This window comes from Sphingobium xanthum (assembly GCF_019737615.1).
Classification (GTDB): domain Bacteria; phylum Pseudomonadota; class Alphaproteobacteria; order Sphingomonadales; family Sphingomonadaceae; genus Sphingobium; species Sphingobium xanthum.
This window is the reverse complement of record NZ_JAHKKS010000003.1, coordinates 314,770-341,135: the sequence shown is the minus strand read 5'-3', so window position 1 is coordinate 341,135 and position 26,366 is coordinate 314,770. Positions and strand designations below refer to the sequence as shown.

General features: G+C 65.8%; 26 protein-coding genes. 10 read left to right on the top strand and 16 right to left on the bottom strand.

All coding sequences use genetic code 11. The features are described 5' to 3' along the window. Positions 1-57 precede the first annotated feature (57 nt). Positions 58-1,035: a helix-turn-helix domain-containing protein gene (locus tag KM135_RS07510; protein WP_221713367.1), complete on the top strand. Its 978-nt coding sequence runs from the start codon at positions 58-60 to the stop codon at positions 1,033-1,035. Positions 1,036-1,164: 129 nt separating this feature from the next. Then, positions 1,165-2,319 (top strand): iron-containing alcohol dehydrogenase, encoded by a 1,155-nt coding sequence (locus KM135_RS07505; RefSeq protein ID WP_221713366.1) that lies wholly within the window; start codon positions 1,165-1,167, stop codon positions 2,317-2,319. Positions 2,320-2,410: 91 nt separating this feature from the next. Here KM135_RS07505 and KM135_RS07500 read toward each other — a convergent pair whose 3' ends face one another. From KM135_RS07500 to KM135_RS07480, 5 genes are all read right to left on the bottom strand, one after another. Next, on the bottom strand, positions 2,411-2,986 hold the full coding sequence (locus tag KM135_RS07500) for a hypothetical protein (RefSeq protein ID WP_221713365.1): 576 nt from the start codon (positions 2,984-2,986) through the stop codon (positions 2,411-2,413). Further along, entirely contained in the window at positions 2,983-4,257 is a 1,275-nt protein-coding gene (locus tag KM135_RS07495) for a sensor histidine kinase (RefSeq protein ID WP_221713364.1), read from the bottom strand. Before KM135_RS07495 ends, KM135_RS07500 begins: the two co-directional genes overlap by 4 nt. An 80-nt stretch (positions 4,258-4,337) precedes the next feature. Beyond that, a complete protein-coding gene (locus KM135_RS07490) occupies positions 4,338-5,024 on the bottom strand; it encodes a response regulator transcription factor (protein ID WP_221713363.1) in 687 nt (228 codons plus the stop codon). 361 nt (positions 5,025-5,385) lie between these two features. Further along, complete coding sequence (locus tag KM135_RS07485; RefSeq protein ID WP_221713362.1) at positions 5,386-7,485, bottom strand: malate synthase G; 2,100 nt, start codon at positions 7,483-7,485, stop codon at positions 5,386-5,388. Positions 7,486-7,500: 15 nt separating this feature from the next. Further along, on the bottom strand, positions 7,501-7,929 hold the full coding sequence (locus KM135_RS07480; RefSeq protein WP_221713361.1) for a GlcG/HbpS family heme-binding protein: 429 nt from the start codon (positions 7,927-7,929) through the stop codon (positions 7,501-7,503). Positions 7,930-8,149: 220 nt separating this feature from the next. Here KM135_RS07480 and dapD point away from each other — a divergent pair, with 220 nt between their 5' ends. The 3 genes from dapD to KM135_RS07465 all read left to right on the top strand — a co-directional run bounded on the left by dapD (position 8,150) and on the right by KM135_RS07465 (position 12,179). Continuing rightward, positions 8,150-8,992 (top strand): 2,3,4,5-tetrahydropyridine-2,6-dicarboxylate N-succinyltransferase, encoded by an 843-nt coding sequence (gene dapD / locus KM135_RS07475; protein ID WP_221713360.1) that lies wholly within the window; start codon positions 8,150-8,152, stop codon positions 8,990-8,992. 139 nt (positions 8,993-9,131) lie between these two features. Next, positions 9,132-9,578, top strand: coding sequence for a GNAT family N-acetyltransferase (locus tag KM135_RS07470; RefSeq protein WP_221713359.1), 447 nt, complete (start codon positions 9,132-9,134; stop codon positions 9,576-9,578). Positions 9,579-9,806: 228 nt separating this feature from the next. After that, the gene (locus tag KM135_RS07465) at positions 9,807-12,179 is read left to right on the top strand and encodes a ribonuclease R family protein (RefSeq protein WP_221713358.1); all 2,373 of its coding nucleotides are present in this window, start codon (positions 9,807-9,809) and stop codon (positions 12,177-12,179) included. Between the two features lie 57 nt (positions 12,180-12,236). Here KM135_RS07465 and KM135_RS07460 read toward each other — a convergent pair whose 3' ends face one another. The 4 genes from KM135_RS07460 to KM135_RS07445 all read right to left on the bottom strand — a co-directional run bounded on the left by KM135_RS07460 (position 12,237) and on the right by KM135_RS07445 (position 15,989). Then, a complete protein-coding gene (locus tag KM135_RS07460; protein WP_221713357.1) occupies positions 12,237-12,911 on the bottom strand; it encodes a hypothetical protein in 675 nt (224 codons plus the stop codon). Positions 12,912-13,066: 155 nt separating this feature from the next. Beyond that, positions 13,067-13,975 carry a prephenate/arogenate dehydrogenase family protein gene (locus KM135_RS07455; protein WP_221713356.1) on the bottom strand — a complete coding sequence of 303 codons (909 nt, stop codon included), beginning with the start codon at positions 13,973-13,975 and terminating at the stop codon, positions 13,067-13,069. A gap of 4 nt (positions 13,976-13,979) precedes the next feature. Further along, on the bottom strand, positions 13,980-15,104 hold the full coding sequence (gene hisC, locus KM135_RS07450) for a histidinol-phosphate transaminase (protein WP_221713355.1): 1,125 nt from the start codon (positions 15,102-15,104) through the stop codon (positions 13,980-13,982). Between the two features lie 111 nt (positions 15,105-15,215). Further along, positions 15,216-15,989: a PEPxxWA-CTERM sorting domain-containing protein gene (locus KM135_RS07445; RefSeq protein ID WP_246605809.1), complete on the bottom strand. Its 774-nt coding sequence runs from the start codon at positions 15,987-15,989 to the stop codon at positions 15,216-15,218. Positions 15,990-16,285: 296 nt separating this feature from the next. On the opposite strand from KM135_RS07445, the gene metX reads away from it, so the two are divergent. The 5 genes from metX (at position 16,286) to KM135_RS07420 (ending at position 21,119) form a co-directional block, all read left to right on the top strand. Further along, entirely contained in the window at positions 16,286-17,431 is a 1,146-nt protein-coding gene (gene metX / locus KM135_RS07440) for a homoserine O-acetyltransferase MetX (RefSeq protein ID WP_221713354.1), read from the top strand. Next, a complete protein-coding gene (locus KM135_RS07435; RefSeq protein ID WP_221713353.1) occupies positions 17,428-17,862 on the top strand; it encodes a GNAT family N-acetyltransferase in 435 nt (144 codons plus the stop codon). Before metX ends, KM135_RS07435 begins: the two co-directional genes overlap by 4 nt. After that, the gene (gene metW, locus KM135_RS07430; RefSeq protein ID WP_221713352.1) at positions 17,859-18,449 is read left to right on the top strand and encodes a methionine biosynthesis protein MetW; all 591 of its coding nucleotides are present in this window, start codon (positions 17,859-17,861) and stop codon (positions 18,447-18,449) included. Before KM135_RS07435 ends, metW begins: the two co-directional genes overlap by 4 nt. Positions 18,450-18,592: 143 nt before the next feature. Beyond that, positions 18,593-19,816, top strand: coding sequence for a multidrug effflux MFS transporter (locus KM135_RS07425; RefSeq protein ID WP_246605808.1), 1,224 nt, complete (start codon positions 18,593-18,595; stop codon positions 19,814-19,816). A 160-nt stretch (positions 19,817-19,976) separates the two neighbouring features. After that, positions 19,977-21,119: a 5-methyltetrahydropteroyltriglutamate--homocysteine S-methyltransferase gene (locus KM135_RS07420; protein WP_221713350.1), complete on the top strand. Its 1,143-nt coding sequence runs from the start codon at positions 19,977-19,979 to the stop codon at positions 21,117-21,119. A 349-nt stretch (positions 21,120-21,468) separates the two neighbouring features. Here KM135_RS07420 and KM135_RS07415 read toward each other — a convergent pair whose 3' ends face one another. From KM135_RS07415 to hisH, 7 genes are all read right to left on the bottom strand, one after another. Next, entirely contained in the window at positions 21,469-23,007 is a 1,539-nt protein-coding gene (locus KM135_RS07415; protein ID WP_221713349.1) for an amino acid permease, read from the bottom strand. Between the two features lie 126 nt (positions 23,008-23,133). Then, on the bottom strand, positions 23,134-23,511 hold the full coding sequence (locus KM135_RS07410; protein ID WP_221713348.1) for a histidine triad nucleotide-binding protein: 378 nt from the start codon (positions 23,509-23,511) through the stop codon (positions 23,134-23,136). Between the two features lie 2 nt (positions 23,512-23,513). Beyond that, the gene (locus KM135_RS07405; RefSeq protein ID WP_221713347.1) at positions 23,514-23,831 is read right to left on the bottom strand and encodes a phosphoribosyl-ATP diphosphatase; all 318 of its coding nucleotides are present in this window, start codon (positions 23,829-23,831) and stop codon (positions 23,514-23,516) included. A gap of 31 nt (positions 23,832-23,862) precedes the next feature. Next, positions 23,863-24,156 carry a hypothetical protein gene (locus KM135_RS07400; protein ID WP_221713346.1) on the bottom strand — a complete coding sequence of 98 codons (294 nt, stop codon included), beginning with the start codon at positions 24,154-24,156 and terminating at the stop codon, positions 23,863-23,865. Between the two features lie 78 nt (positions 24,157-24,234). Then, the gene (hisF, locus tag KM135_RS07395; RefSeq protein ID WP_221713345.1) at positions 24,235-24,999 is read right to left on the bottom strand and encodes an imidazole glycerol phosphate synthase subunit HisF; all 765 of its coding nucleotides are present in this window, start codon (positions 24,997-24,999) and stop codon (positions 24,235-24,237) included. Beyond that, positions 24,996-25,751 carry a 1-(5-phosphoribosyl)-5-[(5-phosphoribosylamino)methylideneamino]imidazole-4-carboxamide isomerase gene (gene hisA, locus KM135_RS07390; RefSeq protein ID WP_221713344.1) on the bottom strand — a complete coding sequence of 252 codons (756 nt, stop codon included), beginning with the start codon at positions 25,749-25,751 and terminating at the stop codon, positions 24,996-24,998. Before hisA ends, hisF begins: the two co-directional genes overlap by 4 nt. Continuing rightward, the gene (gene hisH, locus KM135_RS07385) at positions 25,751-26,365 is read right to left on the bottom strand and encodes an imidazole glycerol phosphate synthase subunit HisH (RefSeq protein WP_221713343.1); all 615 of its coding nucleotides are present in this window, start codon (positions 26,363-26,365) and stop codon (positions 25,751-25,753) included. The genes hisA and hisH overlap by 1 nt, the downstream gene beginning before the upstream one ends. Position 26,366: the final 1 nt, after the last annotated feature.

Here is a 26,366-nt window from a genome sequence, read left to right as displayed (position 1 = left end):
GGACGGCGGCACCGTCCGCTTCCCCGGGCGGCGTTTGGTACCGTCGGTGGAAAAGTCATGATCGAGATGCATCGCGTGCCGGCCGGTCCAAAGGCATCGCGTAGCCGCGTCTGGACCGAACTTTATTCCACCCGGATCGAGCGAGCCATCGCCATCGTGACCGATCCGGAGTTCGCGCCCATCCTGACGCAGGCGCCGCTCGGTCCTGTCTCGATGCTCCGGCTCGAAATGGGTGCCGGGTCGATCCAGCGCACTGCCGAGCAGATCGGCTACGCCACCGAGACCGGCTATGCCTTCCTGCTCCAGCTCGAAGGCACGGCGACCTTGTCGCATTATGGCCAAGATTCGATGCTGCGCCCGGGCGACTTCTCGCTGTGGACCAGCGCCGTGCCGTACAGCTACGCGCATGATGGTCCCGTCACTCTGATGCTTATCCGCGCTGGCGCCAGCACGATCCGCGAGCATCTGCCCTCTCCCGAGCAGTTTTGCGGACGCCATCTGCATGCCGGAGACGGACTTTCCGAAAGCGCGGCCGAGCTGTGCCGCAGCGTGTTCGAGCAACTGGTCGAGGATCTGCCAGAAGCGGTCCACAATCGCGTTGCGCGCAACCTGCTGGATGCCGTGGCCACCGCCTTCGCGATCAGCTTCGACGATCTGATCACCTCGTCGGCGGTCCTCACCGGCCGTCACGCCCGCGTGCGCCTGTTCATCGAGGAGAATTTGCGCGACCCCGATCTCAGTCCCCGCTTCATCGCCGCGCGGCTCAAGCTTTCCGCCCGCTATCTGCGCATGATCTTCGCCGCCGGCAACGAGACCGCCTCGGCCTATGTGCTGCGCCGTCGTCTGGAGGAATCTGCGCGGCAGATGGCCGATCCCGCCTTCGCGCATCTCACCATCACGGACATCGCCTTCGGCTGGGGATTCAACAGCGCGCCCCATTTCGCCCGCAGTTTCCGCGAGCGCTTCGGCCTTGCCCCGCGCGTCTATCGCCGGGAGAAGCTGCCGGCGCGCACCGCCGAACCATTGCGGGACTGAGCGCGCTTCGGCGGCGTCTCGAGCCGACGGCCATCCGTTCAATGCGTAGTTCCGCTTTGTGCAAGCGGTTGCGGCCCTTCGCTCGCAAATGTGGCGGCCATCGCAATTCGTTCGATGGACGCTCCAGAAATGACGCAAAACCGCCCGGTCACGATCCACAATGTCGGCACCGTCCGGATCGGCAAGGGGGTCGTCCTGCAATGCGCCGACGATCTTGCGACGCGCGGCGTCACCTCCGTTTTCCTGGTCACGACACCGCCCACGCGCCCGCTCTGCGACAACCTCATCGAGGCGCTGGCGGCGAAAAAAATGCGCGTCACTATCTGGGACGCACTGGCTGGTGAACCGACGATCGAGGATTTCCATGCCGCAATGGCCGCAGCGAAGGATTGCGGCGCGGACGCGGTCGTCGGCCTCGGGGGCGGCAGCGCAATGGACGTTGCCAAGCTGGTCGCGGGGCTCTTCGACGGGCGCCAGCCGCTGATGGAGACGATCGGCGTCGATCTGCTCAAGGGCCGGGCACTGCCGCTCGCCTGCATCCCGACCACGGCCGGCACCGGCAGCGAAGTCACGCCGATCGCCATATTGGGCGACGAGGACGAGGAACTGAAGAAAGGCGTCGTCAGTCCCTGGCTGGTGCCGGACTTCGCCTATCTCGATCCCGAGCTGACCGTCACCATGCCGCGCGCCGTCACGGCCTCGACTGGCGTGGACGCGCTGACGCACTGCATCGAGGCCTATGCCAACCGCCTGGCCCATCCTGTGGTTGATATCTTCGCGCTGGAAGGCATGCGGCTGATCGCGGGGCATATCGAGCGGGCCTGTGCGGACGGCAGCGATCTCGTCGCGCGCGAGGCGATGCTGCGGGCGAGCTATTATGGCGGCCTGTGCCTCGGACCGGTGAACACGGCGGCCGTGCATGCGTTGGCCTATCCGCTCGGCGGCGAGTTCCACATTCCGCACGGCGTCGCCAATTCGATTCTCCTTCCTCATGTGCTGCGCTTCAATCTGGAGGCGGCGCCCGCCCGCTATGCCGACATTGCCCGCGCCATGGGCGTGACCGATGCGGGCAGCGATCAGGCGACGGCGCATGCCGGCATCGAGTTCGTCGCGCGCCTCTCCGAGCGGATCGGCATTCCGGCGGGCCTCTCCGGCATGGGCATCAGCTCCAACGCGATCCCGCGCATGGCCAGCTCGGCTATGAAGGTGACCCGGCTCCTTGAGCGCAATCTACGCGAACTGACCGAGGAAGACTGCGCCCGTATCTACGAAGCGGCGCTGTAGAACCACCCCAGCTCACTTGTTCTCCTGCTTTCGCGGAGTCTTGGTCAGAGCTTGATCAGGACGTCCCTAGACGGAACAAGGCCACACGCCGTCAGTCGATCACCAGATAATATGCCGAGGGTGCGTCGCCGGCATTAGTGACGATGATCTGGTGGCGCCCGCTGAACGGCGGCACCCAGCGGCAGGCGCCGCGTGGTGCGACATGATCCGGGCAAACCGCCTTGCCGCCATCATCCAGCACGGCCATGCGGAGCGGCATCGCTCCCGCCGCCGCGACAGCGACGCGCGCCTGCCTGCCGCCGTCGAAGAGCTGCATCAAGGTCATGCTCGCCCCGGCCGCCAGCGTACCGCGCCGATAGGCCGGGCCAAGCATGCGCCCACGCAGCGGTTGCGCCACTTTGGAGGGCAGTGCCTCGCGCCAGCCGGGCAGCGGATCGGCGGCCGGATCGGCCGGGCGCGCGCCCAGCTGGTCCAGCGCCGCGAGCGTATCCGAGAGGCGCTGGCCGTCGCGCTTCGGGTCGCGCGCGGCATGATCGGCCATGGCGAGAAGATCGGCGACGGCCTGCGTCGGCTCGGCGGACACATTATCGGCCATCGGCGCCGCGTCGGGCCGCGCACAAGCACAGAGCAGCAGCAGGCCCGCATATCCCGCCCATGCACGGCTCATGCCTCCGGCTCCACCATGAAGCAGGCGCCCCGCGGGCTGTCCGCGAGGCGCAGCACCAGACCGTGACGCTGCGCGATCGCGCGCGCCAGCGCGAGGCCAAGGCCATGGCCCGGCTGCGAAACCTGTCCCGCACTGCGGGCAAAGCGCTCGAAGATGCGCCCGCGATCTTCGAACGGGATACCCGGCCCGTCGTCCGCCACCATGATGCGCGGCCCTTGCGAGAGCTTCAGCGAGACCGTGCCGCCGGCGGGGACATATTTGATGGCATTGTCGAGCAGGTTGGAGACGAGCCGGACGATCTGCATGCGCTCCCCTAACATGGTGACGCCCGGTTCGATGGCCGTTTCTAGCGTCAGCCCCGCTTCCTCGACACTGCCTTCATAGAGCGCCGCGAGATCGCCGAGCAAGGCCGAGAGATCGAGCTCGGCGAGCCCGGCCAGATCGCCGCGCCGCCCCTCGTTGGACGCGATGTCAAGCAGCGAGTCCAGCATGGCGACAATGCTGCGTATGTCGCCCCGCGAACGGGTCAGCGCGCCTGTGCCGCCCGGCTCCGGCCGCTCCTGCAACGCCGCGGCCAGGCGCCCATCGAGATGCATGAGCGGCGTGCGGATTTCGTGAGCAACATGGTCCGACATATTTTTCTGCAGGCGCACCAGATTGGCCTGCCGCGCCAGGAGCCGGCCGCCCTGCCGCGCCAGCTCGTCGATCTCGTCGCCCGGTCCGCTCGGGCTTTCCAGGGCGGCCGGATAGCCCTCGGCCGCGTTGCGCAGCCCTTCCTGGATCCGGTCTATGCGCTTGGCCAGCCCGCGGGCGGTCAGCACCGCGATGAGAGCGACGGCGATGATGATCGCCGCCCCGACCCCCAGGAAAATTTGTGCGAGGCGTTTGAGCGTCGCGCGGTCCTGCGCATATTCGCGTGCCACCAGCAGCTGAAGATCCGGCCCGAGCCTGGCCGCGCGCGCATAGACCGGCGTCCGATCCGGCAAGGTCACATAGCCCTCTGCCGAGAGCGCCGCCGAAAGAGGCGGCCAGACGTGCAGGTCTCCCCCGATCGGGCGCCCATTCGTCCGCGCGACCAGATAATGGGGTCGGCGCCCATCCTCCAGATTCACCACGTCCCGGCGATCCGCCACGCGGCGCAGCAGTTCCGCTTCGCCGCCGCTCGCGTGAATATCGATCAGCCCGGCAAGGTCGGTGGTGACGGTGGCGGCCAGTGCCTCATGCGTGCTGCGCTCCACCGTCGCATAGGAGGCGGCGAACAGCAGGGTCACGGCCAGGATCGCGACGAGCAGTGAGGCCGTCGCAATTCGCCAGACAATCGATGCACCACGCCGGGACGTCACGCCTGATGTCATTCGCAAGCCGTCAACCGATAGCCCGCACCCCAGATCGTCTCGAGCGCTGGGGTCGTGAAGCCGTCCTCCAGCTTGCGGCGCAGGCGGCCGATATTGACATCGACCACATTGGTCTGGGGGTCGAAATTCATGTTCCACACATCGCGCAGCAGCATCTCGCGCGTGACCGTCTCGCCGGCATTTTCCATGAAGTAGCGGAACAGCTCGAACTCGCGCGGGCTGAGCGCGATGTGCCGGCCGGCGCGAAAGGCGGTGCGCGCCTTCACATGGCATTCGAGCGCGCCGTAGATGATGACGGCGCCATGCACCTTGCCGGAAGCGCGCCGATGCAGCGCCTTGACGCGCGCGATCAGCTCCTGCGGCTCGTAGGGCTTGGCCAGATAGTCGTCGACGCCCGCGTCCAGCCCCTCGATCCGGTTCTCGCTGCGGCCAAGGGCGGAAAGCATCAGCACCGGCGTCTCGACGCCCGCCGCGCGCAGTCGCGTGACGACCGAGAGCCCGTCGAGATCGGGCAGCATGCGATCCAGGATGATGACGTCGAACTGGTCGGCGGCGGCGCGCTGCAAGCCGGCGCGGCCGGACTGCTCCCAGGCCAGCCGGTCCCCGCCCTGGCCGACGAGCGCCTGCACGGCCGATGCCGCGAGCGGATCGTCTTCGACATAGAGGATATTCAGGCTACTCATCCCGCCCCCAATTTCACCGTGTCTGCCTCACCACATTCCTTTTATCCGCTTGGGCGGACCGCACAATGATCGCGCATGATGGGGATCACACAAGGCCGGGTCGGCCGGACGGCGCGCAGGGTCGCAGGCACGCGCCGCCCGACCAATTGCCGCCGGCCTTCCCACCGAAGCCGGGCGACACGCCGCTCCTTGTCAGCCGGTGCATCCGTCGATGCCGCCGGCTGACCCCACGCGGACTGATCTTCTGCGTGCGATCCTAGGCGAGGGCGCGCCATCCGTCCGATGACAATGATTGTTAGCTTTGTGACAAGCGCTGTGGCCGCCACTTTCCTCGCCCCGAAATGGGGAGAGGATAAGTGGATCAGCCCGCCTTCACCTTCAGCCGCCAGGCATGCAGCAGCGGCTCGGTATAGCCATTGGGCTGCGCAACACCCTCGAACACCAGCGCCCGCGCCGCCTGCCAGGCCTTGCTCTCGGGACGGCCGGCCATGCGCTGGTAGAGCGGATCGCCTTCATTCTGCGCGTCCACCTTGGCCGCCATCTTGTCGAACGCGGCATTCACCTGCGCTTCCGAGCAGACCCCGTGCAGCAGCCAGTTGGCGATATGCTGCGAGGAGATGCGCAGGGTCGCGCGGTCTTCCATCAGGCCGATATCGTTGATGTCCGGCACCTTCGAACAGCCGATGCCCTGATCGATCCAGCGCACCACATAGCCGAGAATGCCCTGCGCGTTGTTCTCCAGCTCCTCGCGCACGTCCTGTTCGGACCAGTTGATGCCCGGTGAGACCGGCACGGTCAGCAGCGCACTCAACGCCGCAACCGGCTCCTTCGCGCGTTCGGCCTGCCGCGCATAGACATCGACATCGTGATAATGCGTCGCGTGCAACGTCGCGGCCGTTGGCGAGGGTACCCAGGCGGTGTTCGCGCCGGTCCTGGGATGACCGATCTTCTGTTCCAGCATGTCCGCCATGCGATCAGGCGCCGCCCACATGCCCTTGCCGATCTGCGCGCGGCCGGAGAAGCCGGCGGCCAGGCCGATCTGCACATTGCGGTCCTCATAGGCCTTGATCCAGTCGGACGCCTTCATGTCGCCCTTGCGGATCATCGGCCCGGCCCGCATCGATGTGTGCATCTCGTCGCCCGTGCGATCGAGGAAGCCGGTGTTGATGAATACGACGCGGTCCTTCACCGCATGGATGCAGGCCGCGAGATTGGCGGAGGTCCGCCGCTCCTCGTCCATCACGCCGACCTTGAGCTGATGGCGCTTCAGGCCCAGCAGATCCTCGATCGCATCGAACAGATCGTTGGTGAACGCGCATTCCTCCGGCCCGTGCATCTTCGGCTTCACGATATAGATGCTGCCGGTCGTGCTATTCTGGAAGCGGCCGAGCCCCTTCAAATCATGCAGGGCGATCAGGCTCGTCACGATGCCGTCGAGAATGCCTTCCGGCGCCTCCGATCCGTCCGCCAGCGCCACCGCCGGCGTCGTCATCAGGTGCCCGACATTCCGCACGAACAGCAGGCTGCGGCCCTTGAGCGTGACCTGCGAGCCGTCCGGCGCCGTGACGGTGCGATCCGCCTCCAGCGTGCGCGTCATCGTCTTGCCGCCCTTCTGGAAGCTGGCTTCCAGATCGCCCTTCATCAGGCCCAGCCAATTCTCATAGGCCGCGACCTTGTCCTCCGCGTCCACGGCCGCGACGGAATCTTCCAGATCGACGATGGTCGAGAGCGCCCCCTCGAGCACGACGTCGGCAATGCCCGAGGGATCGTCCTTGCCGATCGGATGCGCCCCGTCGAACACGACCTCAATATGCAGGCCGTTGTTGCGGAACATCCGGCCCTTTTCCGTCTCGCCGACATATTGCGACGGATCGGCGAGCGCGATGCCGCCCGAGGGATCGCCCAGGTCCGCCCAGCTGCCCGAAGCCAGCGGCACCGCCTTGTCGAGAAACGCCTTGGCCCAGGCGATCACTTTGGCGCCATGCTCTGCATCATAGCCGCCCGGCTTGGCCGCGCCGATCGCGTCCGTGCCGTACAGCGCATCATAGAGGCTGCCCCAGCGGGCATTGGCGGCATTGAGCAGGAAGCGCGCATTCAGCACCGGCACGACGAGCTGCGGCCCGGCCATGGACGCCAGCTCGGCATCCACATTGGCCGATCCGATCGTGAAGGCGCCCGGCTCCGGCACCAGATAGCCGATCTCCTTCAGGAACGCCTGATAGTCGTCCTGATCGATCGGCTTGCCCGTCCGCGCGCCGTGCCAGGCGTCGATCTGCGCCTGCAGATCGTCGCGCTTGGCGAGCAGCGCCTTGTTGCGCGGGGCGAAGCGGCCGAAAATATCGGCCACGCCTTGCCAGAAGGCGCCCGGCTCCAGCCCGTTACCCGGCAGGGCGGCGCCGTCGATGAAGTCGGCCAGTTCCTGCGCGACCTTGAGGCCTGCGCGATCCACCATGTCCGTCATCGTCTGCTCTCCTGATCAGCCCTGCGCCGCGAGACCGGCGGCCGCGATGCCGGCGAGCGCCGCGATTTCGTCATTGTCCGACGTGTCGCCCGTGACGCCCACGGCACCGAGAAACGCGCCGCTATCATCCACCACGATCACGCCGCCCGCCGCCGGGATCACCGGATGCGGCGCGCCCGCCGCGAAAGCGCCGACGAACCACGGACGCTCCTCCGCCATGGCCCCCACCTTGCGCGACGACACCCCCAGCGCAAGCGCAGCAGCCGCCTTGCCGGTTGCAATCTGTGCACGCGCGAAGCTGGCGCCATCGCTGCGCTGAAAGGCGATGAGATGCCCGCCCGCATCCACGACCGAGACGCTCAGCGGCTTGAAACCGGCTGCCGCGCCTTTCGCAAAGGCGCCCGCGATGATGGCATTGGCTTGAGCAAGCGTGATCTGGGTCATCGATCTCTCTCCTGATCGGATCGCGGCGCGGGAGGGTCCGCCGCCGTCGGAATGGCCCGGCCATAGCGCTCCCTCGGCAAGCGGGCAATCGTTCGAATTCTCATTATTATCGGCGCCGCGTCCCATCCGCGCCGGTTGACGTCATAGAGGCTGCACAAGCCGCGCAAATGTGACTATGGCGCGGCCAACTTCACGAAGACCTAAGTCAGAAGAGGACGCCATGACCGACACGACCCTGATCGCCACCATCGACGCTGCCTGGGACGACCGCGCCAATATCGGCCTCTCGACCATGGGCGATGTGCGCGTCGCGGTGAACAAGGCGCTCGCCCTGCTGGACTCGGGCGAGGCGCGCGTGGCGGAGCCGACCGCGAATGGCTGGCAGGTCAATCAGTGGCTCAAGAAGGCGGTTCTGCTGAGCTTCCGCCTCAATGACAATGCGCTCATCGACAATGGCCCGGGCGCCGGCCATTGGTGGGACAAGGTACCGAGCAAGTTCGCTGGCTGGACCGAGGCCGAGTTCCGCGCCGCTGGCTTTCGCGCGGTCCCGGGCAGCGTCGTGCGCGCCGGCTCCCATGTCGCGAAGAATGTGATCCTCATGCCGAGCTTCACCAATATCGGCGCCTATGTCGGGGAAGGCACGATGGTCGATACCTGGGTGACGGTCGGCAGCTGCGCGCAGATCGGCAAGAACGTCCATCTTTCCGGCGGCGTCGGCATCGGCGGCGTGCTGGAGCCGCTGCAGGCCGATCCGGTCATCATCGAGGATGATTGCTTCATCGGCGCCCGCTCGGAAGTCGTCGAGGGCGTGCGAATCGGCAAGGGCTCGGTGCTCTCCATGGGCGTGTTCATCGGCCAGTCGACCAAGATCGTCGACCGCGCCACCGGCCAGGTCTTCATGGGCAAAGTGCCGCCCTATTCGGTCGTCGTCCCCGGCTCGCTCCCCGGCAAGGCCTTACCGGACGGCACGCCCGGCCCGAGCCTCTACTGCGCCGTGATCGTCAAGACCGTCGACGAGCAGACGCGCAGCAAGACCGGGATCAACGAGCTGCTGCGGGATTGAGGTCCTCCGCGACCCCCCCGCCATTCGTCATCCCAGCTTCCGCTGGGATGACGAGTAGGGGTCAAGCGTAGAGTCCTCCCCAAGCCGTCATCCCAGCGAAAGCTGGCATCTCAAGCAGGCGCGACTAAACATCCCACCCATGCACATCCACCAAGCCATCCTCACCGATCTCGACCAGCTAGCCCCGCTGTTCGACGCTTATCGCCAATTCTACAAGCAGCCCGCCGATCTTACCGGCGCTCACGCTTTCCTGACCGAGCGCATCGAGCGCAACGAGTCCGCGATCTTCCTCGCGCGAAGCAAGGACGGCGAGCCGCTCGGCTTCACCCAGCTCTATCCGAGCTTCACCTCGACCGGCATGAAGCGCATCTTCGTACTCAACGATCTCTTCGTGGCGCCCGCCGGACGCTGCCAGGGCATCGGCAAGCTACTCCTCCACGCGGCGGCCGATCATGCCCGCGCGCAGGGTGCCGCCCGGCTCACTCTTTCGACCGCGATCGACAATCACACCGCCCAGTCGCTCTACGAAGCCAATGGCTGGCTGCGCGACACGCAGTTTTTCAGCTATAGTCTGAGTCTCATATAGGCGCCGGCGTCAGCCCCGAACCGCCACATAAAAGCGCTGTCTACAGGCCACCCGGTGGCAGCTTCGCGCTGCTCCTTCTCATCACTGCCACGACAAGGCGCGACGGCCCCGGATCGCACTTCCAGGAACACACGCGATAGGGTGACCCTGGTGTGACCTTTGGCCGAAAATAGTCGGTCAGAGCGGTGCCGCTGTCATTCGCTCACCGCCTTGCCTATACCCATCGCCATGGCATCTCCCCAAAAGCCCAAGCGCATCAAACCGGCCGGCATGCCGTCCCGCCAACAGGTGCTCGATTTCATCACTCAATCCGATCAGGCCGTCGGCAAGCGCGAGATTGCCAAGGCCTTCGGGCTCAAGGGCAATGAGAAGATCGCGCTCAAGTCCCTGCTCAAGGACATGGCGGACGAGGGCCTGCTCGACATCGGCCCGGCCCGCGCCTTTCACAAGATGGGCGGCCTGCCCAAGGTGACGGTGCTGCGCGTCGTCGATGTCGATGGCGGCCAGACCATTGCCGTACCCGAACGCTGGGAAGCCGATGGCGTGCCGATCCCGCGCCTGCGCGTCATGGAGAAGGGCAAGCGCGGCGCGCTCGGCGTCGGCGATCGCATCCTCGCGCGTACCGAGGAAGCCGGCCGCGGCTGGCTCGCGCACCCGATGAAGAAGCTCGCCGGGGCCGCCGAGCAGCTGCTCGGCGTCATCGCCAAGGACGAGCGCGGCAAGCCCATCCTGCGCCCGGTCGACAAGCGCATCCGCAAGGAGACGTCGATCAGCGACATGGGCGATGCGCAGATCGGCGATCTCGTCCTCGCCGAAAAGAGCGGACGGCCACCCAAGATCACCGCGCGTGTGACCGATGTGCTGGGCGATCCCTTCCAGCCGCGCAGTTTCAGCCTGATCGCCATCCACAAATATGGCATCCCCAACGAGTTCCCGGACGAGGTCGAGATCGAGGCCGCCAAGGTCCACGATCTGCCGCTCCATGCCGAGAGCCGCGAGGATCTGCGCCATCTCCCCATCGTCGCCATCGATCCGGTCGACGCGCGCGATTTCGACGATGCGGTCTGGGCCGCGCCGGACGAGGACCCGGCCAACGAAGGCGGCTTCCGCGCCATCGTCGCCATTGCCGATGTCAGTTACTATGTCCGCCCGGGCTCCGCGCTCGACCGGCAGGCGCGCAAGCGCGGCAACAGCGTCTATTTCCCGGACCTCGTCGTCCCCATGCTGCCGCATGCACTCTCGTCCGACATGTGCTCGCTGCGCGCCGGCGAGGATCGCGCGGCGATGGCCTGCCATCTGACCATCGACAAGGGCGGCAAGGTCACGGCGTGGCGCTTCACCCGCGCGCTCATCCGCGTCGCCGCCAACATCCCATACGAGCAGGCGCAATTCGCCATCGATCATGCCGAGGGCAAGTCCGGCCCGACCATCGCCGATCCCCGCTTCGATCCGCTGCTGATCAACCGGCTGGAAGCCGACAATCTCGTCGAGATGGCGCTGAAACCGCTCTGGGCCTGCTGGCGCCTGCTCGCGAAGGCGCGCGATGCCCGCGATCCGCTCGACCTAGACCTGCCCGAGCGCAGCGTCGTGCTGGACGAAACCGGCCGCATCGTCAGCATCGCGATCAGGGAACGCCTCGATGCGCACCGGTTGATCGAGGACTACATGATCGCCGCCAATGTCGCGGCCGCCAAGGCGCTGGAGGCGAAGAAGGCCCCGGTCATGTACCGTATCCACGAGCCTCCGAGCCGCGAGAAGCTGACGTCGCTTAAAGACTATCTCGACACGTTCGACATCAGTCTCGCCCTCGGTCAGGTCATCACCACCAGGACCTTCAATCGCCTGATCGCGCAGATCCCGGACGATGCCGCTGCCCGCCCGCAGATCATGGAGCAGATCCTGCGCAGCCAGATGCAAGCCTATTACGGCCCGGCCAATCTCGGCCATTTCGGCCTCGCGCTCGGCAGCTACGCGCATTTCACCTCGCCGATTCGTCGCTATGCGGACCTGCTGGTCCACCGCGCGCTGGTCGGCAGCTACGGGCTCGAGCAGCCGGCCCCCAAGGACAAGGTGATCCCGAAGGACAGCCGCCTCGCTGCCGAGGACGCCGCCGATCTCACGCCCATCGCCGAGCTCATCAGCCGCTTCGAGCGCCGCGCCATGGAAGCCGAGCGCGAGACGGTCGATCGCTATGTCGCGGCCTTTCTTGCCCAGCATATCGGCGAGATTCTGGCCTGCCGCATCACCGGCGTACAGAATTTCGGTTTCTTCGCGACGGTGGTCGAGCTTGGCGGCGACGGCCTCGTCCCCGTCTCGACCCTCGGCGCCGAGCGCTTCCTCTATGACGAGGTGACGCAGGCGCTCGAAGGCGAGCATTCGGGCGAGCGCTATGCGCTGGGCGACAAGATCGACCTGCGGCTGGTTGAGTCCGATCCGATCAGCGGCGCGCTCCGTTTCGAGCTGCCGGTCGGCGCCAGCCATCTGCCGATGCGCGGCGGCGACCGCCGCCGACCCGGTGCGCCGCGACCGCCCAATCGCCCGGGCCGGCCCGGCAATTTGCGTCACAGCGGCTCCAAGCGCGGATCCGTCAAGCGGCGCTGATACGCGAATGGGCGCGAACCTTGCGGTCCACGCCCACCCTGTTTCCCGTCGATGGGATCAGAATGCGTAGAAGATCGAGAGCTGCACGACCGGGTAGAACTTATAGTCCTCCATATCCCGGTTGACCTTCTGGCGCTCCTTCTCGAGCTCGGCGAGGAAGGCGGCATTGGTGGCTAACGTGCCGGTCGCGACGAGGTTTTGCGCCTCGGGCTTGCCCTGGAACATAACGCCCGCATCGATGCCGAACTTGAGGCCCCTGGTGAGGCCGCCGGCATAGCCGACCGTCAGCACCGGCACGAACTCGTCGGCATCGACCTGACCGGACAGCGTACCGATCTGCGCGGGCGTGTAGGCGATGTCACCGACCGTCACGCTGGTTGTCGGCGTCGCGGTAAGGTTCACGCGGTTCTTGTCGATGCGGAAACCGCCCGAGAAACGGAAGCCGCCCTTGAACGGATAAAGGTCCAGCATCGCACCATAGGATTCGAGCTTCACCTTGCCGTTGTAATTGATGTCGTCGATGTCGAAGTCGCGGCTGACGTCCAGGAAGGACGCGCTGGCGCGCACGCCGAACATCGGGCTGGCGCGGAAGCCGACTTCCGGGCCGACACCGAGCGTGCCGCCGGTCACGCCGACCGTGAAGCCCGATGCGTCGTCCTGCGCCCTGGCCGGTGCCGTCGCGAGCAGTGCCGCTCCGCCGATGGTCCCAAGAAAAAGAGATCTGATCGTCATGTCCGCCCTCCAAATAAACTGGTAATGGCCCTTTCGATCAAAGCCTCCGCTTCGCCATCCCCCAAATGGGATAGGAAGACGATCGGCTGCAATACGTTCAAGGAGCCGGGTGGTTCCGCGAGATGCGGGCGGCTAAGGACTTGTCGCCGAAGCGATTATTCGTGATGCCGGCCGAAATCGGGTGCGGCATCGTCCTGTCCCTGCTCGATGATCGAGCGGCGGACGGCGCGTGTCTTGCTGAAATGGTCGAACAACTTGTCGCCATCGCCCCAGCGGATCGCGCGTTGCAGCTGGGTCAGGTCTTCGGTGAAGCGCTGGAGCATCTCCAGCACGGCGTCCTTGTTGGCGAGAAAGACGTCGCGCCACATGGTGGGGTCGGAAGCGGCGATGCGGGTGAAGTCGCGGAAGCCGCCCGCGGAGAATTTGATGACTTCACTGGCTGTTACATGCTCGAGGTCGCTGGCCGTGCCGACGATCGTATAGGCGATGATATGCGGCAGGTGGCTGGTGACGGCGAGGACGAGATCGTGATGGGCCGGGTCCATGATCTCGATATTGGCACCGAGCCGCTTCCAGAGGTCTTCGACCCGCGCGATCGCGACCGGGTCGGTGCCTTCGGGCGGCGTCAGGATGCACCAGCGATTGTGGAAGAGCGTCGCGAAGCCCGCTTCCGGGCCGCTATTCTCCGTGCCGGCCACCGGATGCGCCGGCACCATCTGGACATCGGGCAGGATCTCGCGGATCGCCGCTATGATACTCGCCTGGCAGGACGCCACTTCGGAGAGGATCGCCTCGCGCGGCAGATCGTCCTTGATGGCGCTCGCCGCCGCCGCCATCGCGCCCGGCGGCACGCAGAGCACCACCAGATCGGCATCGATCACCGAAGCGCCAGCCGTGTCGGTGATGTCGTCGCACAGGTCGATCCGCCGGGCGATCTCGCGCACCTCCGGGTTCGCATCATGGCCCGTCACCCGCACCGTCGGCAGATACGCACGGATGGCATGCGCCAGCGATGAGCCGATCAGACCAAGGCCGATGATAGTGACGCGCGAGAAAGGCAGCATTTTTCTAGACCTCTGCGCCGACGATCTTGCGCAGGGCCGCGATCAGTCCGGTCATTTCCTCCGGTGCGCCGATCGTAATGCGCAAGCCGTGCGGCAGGTCCTGTCCCGGCAGCCAGCGCACGATATAGCCATGATCCATCAGCGCCTTGTAGGCGGTCTCGGCACTCGTCTCGCCCTCGAACAGCACGAGACTGAAGTTGGCCTTGGACGGCACGGCGCGCAGCCCCTTGTTGCCGAGCGCATTGATCTCGCTTTCGAAGTGGGCGAGCCATTGCTTGTTGTGCGCCCGGCTGCGCTCGACGAAGCCCTTGTCCTTCAGCGCCGCCACCGCCGCCTGACCGGCGCCGATGCTGAACGAGAAGGGCTGACGGATGCGGTTCATTGCATCGATGACCTCCGCGCTCGCATAGCCCCAGCCGACACGCGCAGAGGCAAGGCCGAAGATCTTCGAGAAGGTGCGCGTGACCAGCACGTTCGGCGCCGTGCGCGCCAGCTCCAGCCCGCCATCGTCGTCCTCGGGGTCGAGATATTCGGCATAGGCTTGATCGAGCACCAGCAGCACATGGCGCGGCAGCGCCGCATGCAGCCGCGCAATCTCGCTGCGCGCCGTGTAGGTGCCGGTAGGGTTGTTCGGGTTGGCGACGAAGACGACGCGCGTCCGCTCCGTCACCCGCGCCAGGATCGCATCGACGTCGGTCGCATAGTCCTTGTCCGGCGCCACCACCGGCGTCGCGCCGACGCGCCGCGTCGCGATCGGATAGACGGTGAAGCCGTAGCGCACATAGATGATCTCGTCGCCCGGCCCTGCGAAGGCGCCGGCCGCCATGTGCAGCACTTCGTCCGATCCGGTGCCGCAGGTGATGCGGGTCGGATCGAGATCATAATGCGCCGCCAGCGTCTCGCGCAGTTCGACTGCCGCGCTGTCGGGATAGCGCTCAAGGCACTGCGCCGCGGAAGCGAAGGCCGCACGGGCCGTCTCCGATGTCCCGAACGGATTCTCGTTCGAGGAGAGCTTGATCACGGACCGGCCATCGTCCGTCTTGGACTTGCCGGGAACATAAGGCGCAATGGCCATGATCCAGTCCTTGGGGACCGGTGCCTGTGCGGTGAGGGTATCTGTGTCTGTCATGGCGGCGCTTTAGCGCCATGCACTCGCCTTGGCAAAGGCAGCGGCGCTTGCACGAAAAACGCCGCCGCCCTTCCGGGCAGCGGCGCTTCAATCGTCAGATCCTGACTTGGCTCAGGCGAACGAGACCGACACGCGACGACGGCGCATCATCGCGCCCGTCAGCGCCATGCCGGCGATCATCATCGCCCAGGTGGTCGGCTCAGGCACGCCACCGACCGGGGGTGCGCCCGTCTTGCCTTCGACCAGATTGTCGAACATCACTTCGTTGTCGAAGCCGCCCCAGAGCGAGCCCGCGCCATCCCAGACATTCTGGTCCGTGATGAGGAAGATGCTGCCCGGGCCAATGTTCTGATAGGCCATCATGACAGAACCGGGCACGTCTTCGCCTGTCATCAGGATCTCGCCGGTGCCCGAAACCGTCAGCGGCGCGTAGGCTGCATATTGGTAAGTCTCGACGCCGTCGGTCAGCGCGTGCGTCTTGATCTGGCCGTCGAGCTTGCTGGCCGAACGGAAGCCGCCGTCGAGCACCTGATCGAACTGGATCGAGATGGTCGAACCGAGGAACGAGAGCGCGGCATTGATCCGGAGATTCTCGTTCGGCGCGATTTGGCCGTGCTCGCCCATGAACGCGATACGACCGCCACCAGCGAGGAAGCCCGCCATCGTGTTCAATTCAGCCGCGGTGTAGGAATCCGAAGGCTGGATCGCCCAGAGCAGGTCCACGCTGCCCAGATCGATCGTGTTGAGCTGGCCCGCCACGATCGACGAGGTGTGGCCGCCATAGGTGTTGTAGAAATTGTTGATGCCCGCCAGGCTCACGCCGAACGGCGATTCACCCCAGACGGCGACAGTGCCAGCCTGCGCCATACCAGCCGAAGCAAGCATGGCAGCAATAGCGGCGCCACGCGCCACTTTCCCAAATTTAGCCATTTTCTTCATCCCACTATTTGCGGGCCAACACGGCCCAACCAGATCGCGCCGTACGGAGCATCTACCCAACGCGCAGCACACCACGATCTTGGTCAATGCTCTCACCACAGAGCCGGGGTGTCAACGGTTCGTTAACCATTTGTTAGCCGCTCGTCGCAACTCCACGTCCGGCGCAGTAGGGCGCGCCCACCAATCCCACAAAAGTGCCCACCGATTGACAAGACTCCCGCTACAGCCCAATCGCTTGCCCCATGTCCGCGCACAGCGAAATCGCAGCGCCCTCCACCGACCAGCGCTTCGGCCTGCGCCGCTCCGTGCGCCTGCCCGGTCCGCTCCGGCTCGATAGCGGCGCGAGCCTCGCTCCCGTCGATATCGCTTATGAGACTTACGGCACGCTCAATGCCGATGGCAGCAATGCCATGCTCATCTGCCATGCGCTGACCGGCGACCAGTTCGTCGCATCGGACCATCCCGTCACCGGCAAGCCCGGCTGGTGGGTGCGCGCCGTGGGGCCTGGCAAGCCGATCGATACCGATCGCTATTTCATCATCTGCGCCAATGTGCTGGGCAGCTGCCTCGGCTCGTCCGGCCCGGCGAGTGTCGATCCCGCCACCGGCGTGCCCTGGGCGATGCGTTTCCCGGTCATCACCATAGCGGACATGGTCCGTGCGCAAGGCATGCTGCTGGACGCGCTCGGCATCGGGCAGCTCGCCGCGGTGATCGGTGGCTCCATGGGCGGCATGCAGGCGCTGCTCTGGCCGACGCTCTTCCCCGATCGCGTGCGCAGCGCGATCGTCATCGCCTCGACGTCACGTCACAGCGCGCAGAACATTGCTTTCCACGAAGTCGGCCGGCAGGCGATCATGGCCGATCCGCGCTGGCGCGGCGGTGATTATTATGCCGATGGCGATGCGCCGGCCGCCGGCCTCGCCGTGGCGCGCATGGCGGCGCACATCACTTATCTCTCGGAAGCCGGCCTGACCGAGAAGTTCGGACGCAAGCTGCAGGCGCGCGAATCCAAAACGTTCGGCTTCGATGCGGACTTCCAGATCGAGAGCTATCTGCGCCATCAGGGGATCAGCTTCGTCGAGCGCTTCGACGCCAACTCCTATCTCTACATCACGCGCGCGATGGACTATTACGACATGGCCGAGGATCAGGGCGGCAGCCTCGCTTTGGCCTTCGCCAGGACGCGCGCGCGCTACTGCCTGATCAGCTTCGATACGGACTGGCTCTACCCCACGGCGGAATCGCGCATCATCGTCCACGCGCTCCATGCCGCCGGGCGCGAGGCGAGCTTCGTCGAGCTCTCCAGCCCGTTCGGCCATGACGCCTTCCTGCTCGACGCGCCGGAGATGAACCGCGTCATCGATGGATTCCTGCGGGCCGGCGAATGATCGAGCTCAGCGACGACAAGACGCGGCTAGACGTGGCGCGCATCCATGGCTGGCTCGCTTCCAGCTACTGGTCGCCGGGCATTGCCCGCGATGTGGTCGATCGCGCCATTGCCGGATCGCATTGCCTCGGCGCTTATCGGGACGGCGAACAGATCGGCTTCGCGCGGATGATCACCGATCATGCGACCTTCGCCTGGCTCGCCGATGTCTGGATCGACGAGCCGGCACGCGGGGAAGGCCTCGGCCGCCGCATGGTCGGCTGGTTCCTCGAGCATCCAGGCTATGCGGGCCTGCGCCGGATCGGCCTCACCACGGCGGACGCGCATGGCGTCTATGCCGCGCTCGGCTTCCATGCGCTGCAGCGGCCGGATCGCTATATGGAGCGCCTTGCCCCCGATTTCCTCGCCATGCTGGAGAGGGCCCCGCAATGACGGACGTGCGTCCCGATCTCGCGCTCATCGCGCGGCATGTCGCGCGCGGCGCCCGTGTGCTCGATGTCGGCTGCGGCGATGGCGCGCTGATGGCCGAGTTACGCGCGACGGCAAACGCGGACGTGCGCGGCCTGGAGCTGGACCCGGCCAATGTGGCGGCCGCCGTGGCGCGCGGCCTCGCCGTGGTACAGGGCGACGCCGATACCGACCTGCGCTATTATCCCGACGCCAGCTTCGACTATGCGATCCTCAGCCAGACCTTGCAGACCACGCGGCGGCCGGATCTCGTCGCTGAGGAGCTGCTGCGCATCGGCAAGCAGGCCTTCGTCTCCTTCCCCAATTTCGCGCATTGGCGCGGGCGCGTCTCGCTGCTGTTTGGCGGGCGCATGCCGGTCGTCAAGATCCTGCCCTATATGTGGTACGATACGCCCAACATCCACCATGTCACCATCGATGATTTCCGCGCGATGGTGCGCGATCGCGGGTGGAAGATCGACGGCCAGTGGTTCCTGAACGGCGGGCGCGAAACCGGATCGGCCAATGCCAATCTCTTCGCCGAGCATGCGGTGTTCCTGCTGCGCGGCTGACGCTCTTGGAGGTTGGACCTGCCATCCTATGCTAGGGCTGGCCAATCAGGCTTCCCGCGTGCATAGCGCTCCCAGTCGCTCGGATAGCAAGCGAACGACCGACGCGAAAACAGATCATGGCCACAGAAGCACCTCCCTTTTCGATGAACGACCGCGAGTTCGTCGCGCTCATGGCCTCCACCATGGCGCTGAATGCGCTCGCCATCGACGCCATGCTGCCGGCCTTCCCGGCGATCCGGGAGTCGCTGCACGTCGCCGATCCCAATCGGCTGCAGTACATGATCTCGACCTATATGCTGGCCAATGCGGTCGGCTCGCTCGTTGCGGGGCCGCTGGCGGACCGGTTCGGGCGACGCCCGATGCTGCTGATCAGCATCGCCTTTTCGGCCATCGGCGGGATCGCGACCGGCATCGCGCCGACTTACGAGATCCTGCTCATCATGCGCACCTTGCACGGCTTTTTCGCCGCCGGGCTCGGCGTGCTGGCCGTGTCCGTGATCCGCGACCGCTATGCGGGCGACGCGATGGCGCGTGTGATGAGCATCATCATCATCATCTTCATGCTGGTGCCCGTGCTGGCGCCCTCGATCGGCCAGCTCGTGCTGGAAGTGGCGAGCTGGCGGAAGATCTTCCATGTCCAGGCCGTCGCCGCCGCCGCCGTCTTCGTCTGGACCTGGTATCGCCTGCCCGAGACTCTGCCCGTGGCCTATCGCCAGCCGATCGCGCTGCCCGTCATCGCGCGCAACTGGGTCAGCTGCGTGCAGGACCGGCAGGGCCTCGGCTACATGATGGCCGCCGGCGTCATGATGGGCGGCATGTTCGGCTTCCTGAACAGCTCGCAGCAAATCTTCTTCGACGTGTTTGACGCGGCCGACATCTTCCCGATCGCCTTCGCCTGCGTGGCCGGGTCCATGGCGCTCGCCAATTTCTCGAACAGCCGCATCGTCGAGCGCTTCGGCGCGCGCCGCGTGTCGCATGCCGCCCTGTTCGGCTTCATCGTCATGAGCGTCCTCCAGTTCGGCGCCAGCCAGCTTCATCCCGAGCCACTGCTGCTGTTCATGGTATTGATCGCCATCAACATGGGCATGGTCGGCTTCACCGGCTCGAACTTCGGTTCGATCGCCATGGAACCTTTCGGCCACATCGCCGGGTCGGCGGCGAGCTTCCAGAGCTTCGCGCGCATGGCGCTCGCGACGCTGATCGGTGCGATGACCGGCCAGCGCTTCAACGGGACGACCGCGCCGCTGGCCGAGGGTTTTCTCGTCACCGGCCTCATCGCGCTCGCTTTCATTCTCTGGGCCGAGCGCGGCAAGCTGTTCACCCGCCCGCGCCGCGCCGCGCTCCGGCCGAAAAATCCGCCGACCTGAAACACGCACATTTTCGTTACCTCTGATCGTTAAGGGCCCGGTTCACGCTGGGCCTTTTCCGTTTCTGCAGGGTCCGGCTTCCGATTTAAGCAAACATAAAGCTTCCTATATATAAAGAATGCTTTATATCACGCTTCATCCTTATGTCTGGAGAGAGACGATGAAACACGGACGGATTGACTCGACGGGCACGAGCCGCGCCCCTTTCCATGCTGATCATGTCGGCAGTTTTCTGCGGCCGCCGGTCCTGATCGAGGCGCGCGATGCCTTCGCGGCCGGCAAGATCGACGCGGCCGCGCTCCGCGCGATCGAGGATGAAGCGATTCGCGGCGTCGTCGCGCTCCAGGAAGGCGTTGGCCTCAAGGCGATCACCGACGGCGAGTTCCGTCGCAAGTTCTTCCACACTGATTTCCTGCTCCAGCTCGACGGCATTGAGGAGAAGGGCGGCATGGAAGTCGCGTTCCAGAACGCGACGGGCACGGATGTGCATTTCGCGCCGCCCAAGATGATCGTGACCGGCAAGATCGCCCATGCCAAGCCGATCCAGCGCGCCGACTTCGAGTTCCTCGCGAGCGTGACGAAGGAGACCGCCAAGGTCACGATCCCGTCGCCGACCATGCTGCACTTCCGCGCCGGCCGCGAAGGCATCAGCGAGGAAGTCTATCCCGACATGACCGACTTCTTCGCCGACGTGGCCTCCGCCTATCAGGACGAGGTCGCCGATCTGGCCGACGCCGGCTGCCGTTATCTGCAGCTCGACGACACCAACCTCGCTTATCTGTGCGATGGCCAGCAGCGCGAGAATGCCCGCAAGCGCGGCCTCAATCCGGACGATCTGCCGCGCCATTATGCCAAGATGATCAACGACGCGCTGGCCACGGCCCCCGCAGAGATGTTTACCGCCATGCATCTGTGCCGCGGCAATTTCCGTTCGAGCTGGGCGGCCGAGGGCGGCTATGAGCCGGTCGCGGAGATCATGTTCAACGAAGTCGCGATCGACAGCTTCCTGCTCGAATATGACGATGCGCGCTCGGGCGATTTCGCGCCGCTGCGCTTCCTTCCCAAGGGCAAGCAGGTCGTGCTCGGCCTCGTCACCACCAAGCTCGGCGAGCTGGAGACCAAGGACGAGATCAAGCGCCGCATCGACGAGGCTGCCAAGTTCGCCCCGCTCGACCAGCTCGCCCTCTCGCCCCAGTGCGGCTTCGCCTCGACGGTCCACGGCAACGACATTGCCGTCGAGCAGCAGAAGGCCAAGATGGAGCTGGTGATGGAAGTCGCCGCCGAAGTCTGGGGCGCCGACTGACGTCAGGCCAGAGCGCTCTTCCACGTCGTCATCTCAGCGAACGCTGAGATCTCCTCCGGGAGAGTGCGCTGCTACTGCCTGAGACCCCAGCTTTCGCTGGGTGACGAAATAGAGAAAAGGCCGCCGGGGAAGCCCAGGCGGCCTTTTTCATGTCTCAGGTACGGAAGGCTCTTTCCTACAGCGCCCATTCGATGGCAGCCCATTGGAGGCTCTTTCTCATCGCAGGGCTGATCGTTTTCCTCGATCAAACCCGATTAAAAATTGGGGGGCAGGGCAGAACTTTCAGAACCTTCGCAAGAATATTACGCATTTTCGATCGACCCAGTCGATCACGCCAAGGGTCCGCCGGTCAGGTGACCGGCGGCACCGGCTGCGGCGGGATACCGGGATCGTCCTCATGCACCTCGACATGGCCAAGGCCGACATGGCTGCGGCTGCGGCTGTAGCCGAAATAGACCGCGAAGCCGATGACCGCCCAGATGAGGAACAGGATGATGCTCTTATGGTCGAGCATCACGAACAGGTAGATGCAGCCCAGGATCGCGATGGGCGCCGTGATGAACACCGCCGGCGTGCGGAACGGGCGCGCCCGGTTCGGATCGGTCTTGCGGATGACCATCACCGCGATGGAGACGGCTGCGAAGGCGAACAGCGTGCCCGAGTTTGAGATGTTGGCGAGCTGGCCGACCGGGAAGAAGGCCGCGAACAGTGCCACCGCGATACCGGTGATGATCGTGATGACGTGCGGCGTATTGTACTTGGGGTGGATCTTCGAGAAGGCGGCGGGGAGCAGGCCGTCGCGGCTCATCACGAAGAAGATGCGGGTCTGGCCGAACATCATCATGAGGATGACCGACGGCAGCGCCAGACCGGCGGCGAGACCGAGCAGGTTGCCGATCTGCGGCCAGCCGATTTCGCGAAGCGTGTAAGCGAGCGCTTCCTTCGAGCAGACCACATCCTTGAAGCCTTCGGCGGCGCGCGCGGCGCATTGCGTGGCGAGCTCGCGGCTACCCGGCTCCAGTGCCAGACCGGCCGCATCGCGCACCGGCTGGCTGCTGAGCCCCGGCGCGCCGATCACGCCGGCGGCGACCAGCAGGTAGAAGATGGTGCAGATGGCGAGCGAGCCGATCAGGCCGATCGGCATGTTGCGCTGCGGGTTCTTGGTTTCTTCGGCCGCGGTCGAGACCGCGTCGAAACCCACATAAGCGAAAAAGATCGAGGCGGCGGCCATGCCGATGCCGAGGAAGCCGGTCGGCGCGAACGGCGAGAATTGCTCGCTGTTCATGACCGGGAGAGCCAGCACGCAGAACAGGGTCAGCGCGCTCACCTTGATCGCGACGAGGATCGCGTTGACAGTGGCGCTCTCGCGCGTGCCGATCACGAGCAGCCAGGTGACGAGGCCGGCAATGGCCATGGCAGGAAGATTGATCGCGCCACCATCGAAGGGTCCCGCCACCAGCGTGTCCGGTATGTCGATGCTGAGCGTATGTTCGAGCAAGCCGACCACATAGCCGGACCAGCCGACCGAAACGGCGCCCGCCGCCACGGCATATTCGAGGATCAGCGCCCAGCCGACCATCCAGGCGATCAGCTCGCCCATCACGGCATAGCTATAGGTATAGGCCGAGCCGGACACCGGCACCATTGCCGCCATCTCCGCGTAGCAGAGCGCCGCGAAGGCGCAGACGACGCCAGCGATGATGAAGCTGAACATCATGCCGGGGCCAGCCTTCTGGGCAGCCTCGGCGGTTAGAACGAAGATGCCGGTGCCGATCACCGCGCCGATGCCGAGCATGGTGAGCTGGAAGGCTCCCAGGGATCGATGCAGCGATTTCTTTTCGGCGGTGGCGAGAATGGCGTCGAGCGGCTTGATGCGTCCGAAGATCATGCGCTTGGTCTCTTTCCCTGATGCAGCGTCATGCGCTGCTTCCCCCTTTGGAATGGCGGGCAGACTATCGACTAAATGCGGCCGCGCAAGTGCGGAAGCGGCGGGCGACTCGCGCGGCGAGCGGTCTCAGCGGGCCAGCATCGGCCCGAGCGGTGCGCCCGCGAAAATGTGGATATGCAGATGTGGTACTTCCTGCCCGGCATGCTGGCCGATATTGGCGAGCAGCCGATAGCCGTGCTCGACCAGCCCTGCCTCGCGCGCGATCTTGCCTACCGCCCGGATGAAGCCCGCAATCTCCGCCTCGCTCGCCCGCACCGAGAAATCGTCCCAGCTCACATAGGCGCCCTTGGGGATCACCAGCACATGCGTCGGCGCCTGCGGGTTGATGTCGTGGAAGGCGAGCACATGCTCATCCTCATAGACGGTGCGGTTCGGGATCTCGCCGCGCAGGATGCGCGCGAAGATGTTGCTCGCGTCATAGGGCAGGGTCGCGTCGATCGGCATGGTCACTCTCCCGGTCGGGATGCTTTTTCGTCCAAGCCCGAGACCCCCTCGCGCCGGTCGAGCTCCGCGCAGACATCGGCGAGAGTCACGTCGCAATCGGCGAGCAGCGCGATGAGGTGGAAAAGGAGATCGGCCGCTTCGCCGGTGAGCTCCTTCTTGTCCCCGCCGAGCGCCGCGATCACCGTCTCGACGGCTTCCTCGCCGAGCTTCTGGGCCATTTTCGGTCGGCCCCTGGCGCGCAGCTTGGCCACATAGGAGGTTGCTGGGTCCGCGTCGCGCCGCGCGATGATGGTGCGTTCGAGGCGAGCGAGGCTGTCCATGGCCACCTCCTTGCCGCTCGGGCTGCGGGCGTCAATGGCTTTTGGTGGAAGGCGCCGGCGTCGTCGCTTGTGTTTTCGTCCGGGCGCGGCGGTACACCACCGTGCGGCCGACAATGAGCGTCACGCACGCCACGGCGAGCAGTGCCCAATCGGGGCTGTCCGAATCGTCCTGGGTCGTCGCAGTCTGGCTGGCGCGCGTGTCCGCCATTGCGGCGGCGGGCAAAGCCGCCGTTCCCACCAGCAATGCGGCCGTTGCGGCCACGCGCGCCACCGTCCTTGTCATCGTCACCGTTTGTCCTCCCACATGGACAGCGGACTTTTTCATGGTCCCACGCATAGCGCCCGTCGAGGACGGCGCGATGACAGTGCTCCTGCGTCTGACGGCCGGGGCGCTCGGGGTCCCTCAGACCCGGCGCACCGCGATGCCTGCGTTCGCAAGTGCAGCGCGAGCATCCTTAATACTATGCTTGCCGAAGTGGAAGATGGAGGCGGCCAGAACGGCGCTCGCATGACCAGATTTTACACCTTCGACGAGATGATCGAGCGTGCCCACGCCGCCCGAGGCGATGACGGGGACGCTCACCGCATCGGCGATCGTGCGGGTCAGCTCCAGATCATAGCCCGCCTGCGTGCCGTCCCCGTCCATCGATGTGACGAGCAGCTCGCCCGCGCCCAGCTCCGCCAGCCGCACCGCATGCGCCAGCGCATCGATCCCGGTCGGGCGACGGCCGCCATGGGTGAAGATCTCCCAGCGCCCCTCGCCGGTACGGCGCGCATCGACCGAGCCGACGACGCACTGCGCGCCCATGCGGTCCGCAATCTCGCCGACCAGCTCGGGCCGCGCCACGGCCGCGCTGTTCACCGCCACCTTATCCGCCCCGGCCAGCAGCAGCGCGCGCGCATCCTCGACGCTGCGCACCCCGCCGCCGACGGTGAGCGGCATGAAGCAGACCTCGGCCGTGCGTGCGACGATGTCGAGCAAGGTGCCGCGCCCTTCGTGCGTGGCGCTGATATCGAGAAAGCAAAGTTCGTCGGCACCGGCAGCGTCATAGACCCGCGCCTGCTCGACCGGATCGCCCGCATCGCGCAGATCGACGAAGTTGACGCCCTTGACCACCCGGCCATTGGCGACATCGAGGCAGGGAATGATGCGGGTGCGGACAGTCATGCCGCACTGGCGACGGCGATCGCCGTCCTCAGATCGAGGCGGCCATCATAGAGCGCCCGGCCCGTCACCACGCCTTCGATGCCGTCTCCGGCATGAAGACTGAGGATACGGATGTCGGAAATGCCCGCGACGCCGCCGCTGGCGATGACCGGGATATCGACGCTGCGCGCCAGATCGACCGTCGCATCGACGTTGCAGCCTTTGAGCAAGCCATCGCGGCCCACATCGGTGAAGAGCAGCGAGGCAACGCCCGCATCTTCGAACCGGCGCGCCAGATCGACCACCGGCATGTCCGACTTCTCGGCCCAGCCGTCCGTCGCGATCATGCCGTCGCGCGCATCCACCGCGACCACGATGCCGCCGGGATACTCCGCCGCCATATCCTTCACGAATTGCGGGTTCTTGAGCGCCGCCGTGCCGATCACCACGCGCGAGACGCCGGCCGCGAACCAGCTCTGCACCGCCTGCGGATCGCGAATGCCGCCGCCGAGCTGCACATGGCCGGGAAAGGCCTCGACGATCGATGCGATGGCCGCGCCGTTGACGGCATGGCCTGCGAAGCTGCCGTCGAGATCGACGACATGCAGGAAGTCGGAGCCCTGCTCGGCCCAGATCCGCGCCTGCGCCGCCGGATCGTCGCCATAGACGGTGGCACGATCCATATCGCCCTCGGCCAGGCGCACGACCTGCCCGCCCTTCAGATCAATGGCCGGGAAGACGATGAAAGGGGGAATGCCGGCAGCCGGGCTCATCAGGGTTTCCAATCCAGGAAGCGAGCGAGCGTCGCGAGGCCATAAGCCTGGCTCTTCTCGGGATGGAACTGGACGCCGAGGATATTGTCGCGCCCGATGGCGGCGACCAACGCCCCGCCATGATCGGTGGTCGCGACGATATCGGCCGGATCGCCGCCGTCGACATGATAGCTATGCAGGAAATAGGCCTCACCCGCCTCGATCAGCGGATGCGGCCTAGCCGGAACGACATCGTTCCAGCCCATATGCGGCACCTTGATCGCCGGATCGTCCCGCTCGATCAGCCGCACCGTGCCAGGCAACCAGCCAAGCCCTTCATGGCGTCCGAACTCCTCGCCCGCCTCGGCCAGCAATTGCATGCCGACGCAGATACCGAGAAACGGCCGTCCGGCGTCGAAAACAGCCTCGTGCATCGCCTCGACCATGCCCGGGATTGCCCGCAGCGGCTCGATACAGGCGCGGAACGCGCCGACGCCGGGCAGCACGATCCGGTCCGCCCCGCGCACCGCCTCGGCATCCGCGGTGATCACGACGTCGCCAGCGCCCGCCGCACGGAGCGCATTATGCACGGAGTGGAGATTCCCCGCGCCATAATCGATGAGCGCGATTGTCACG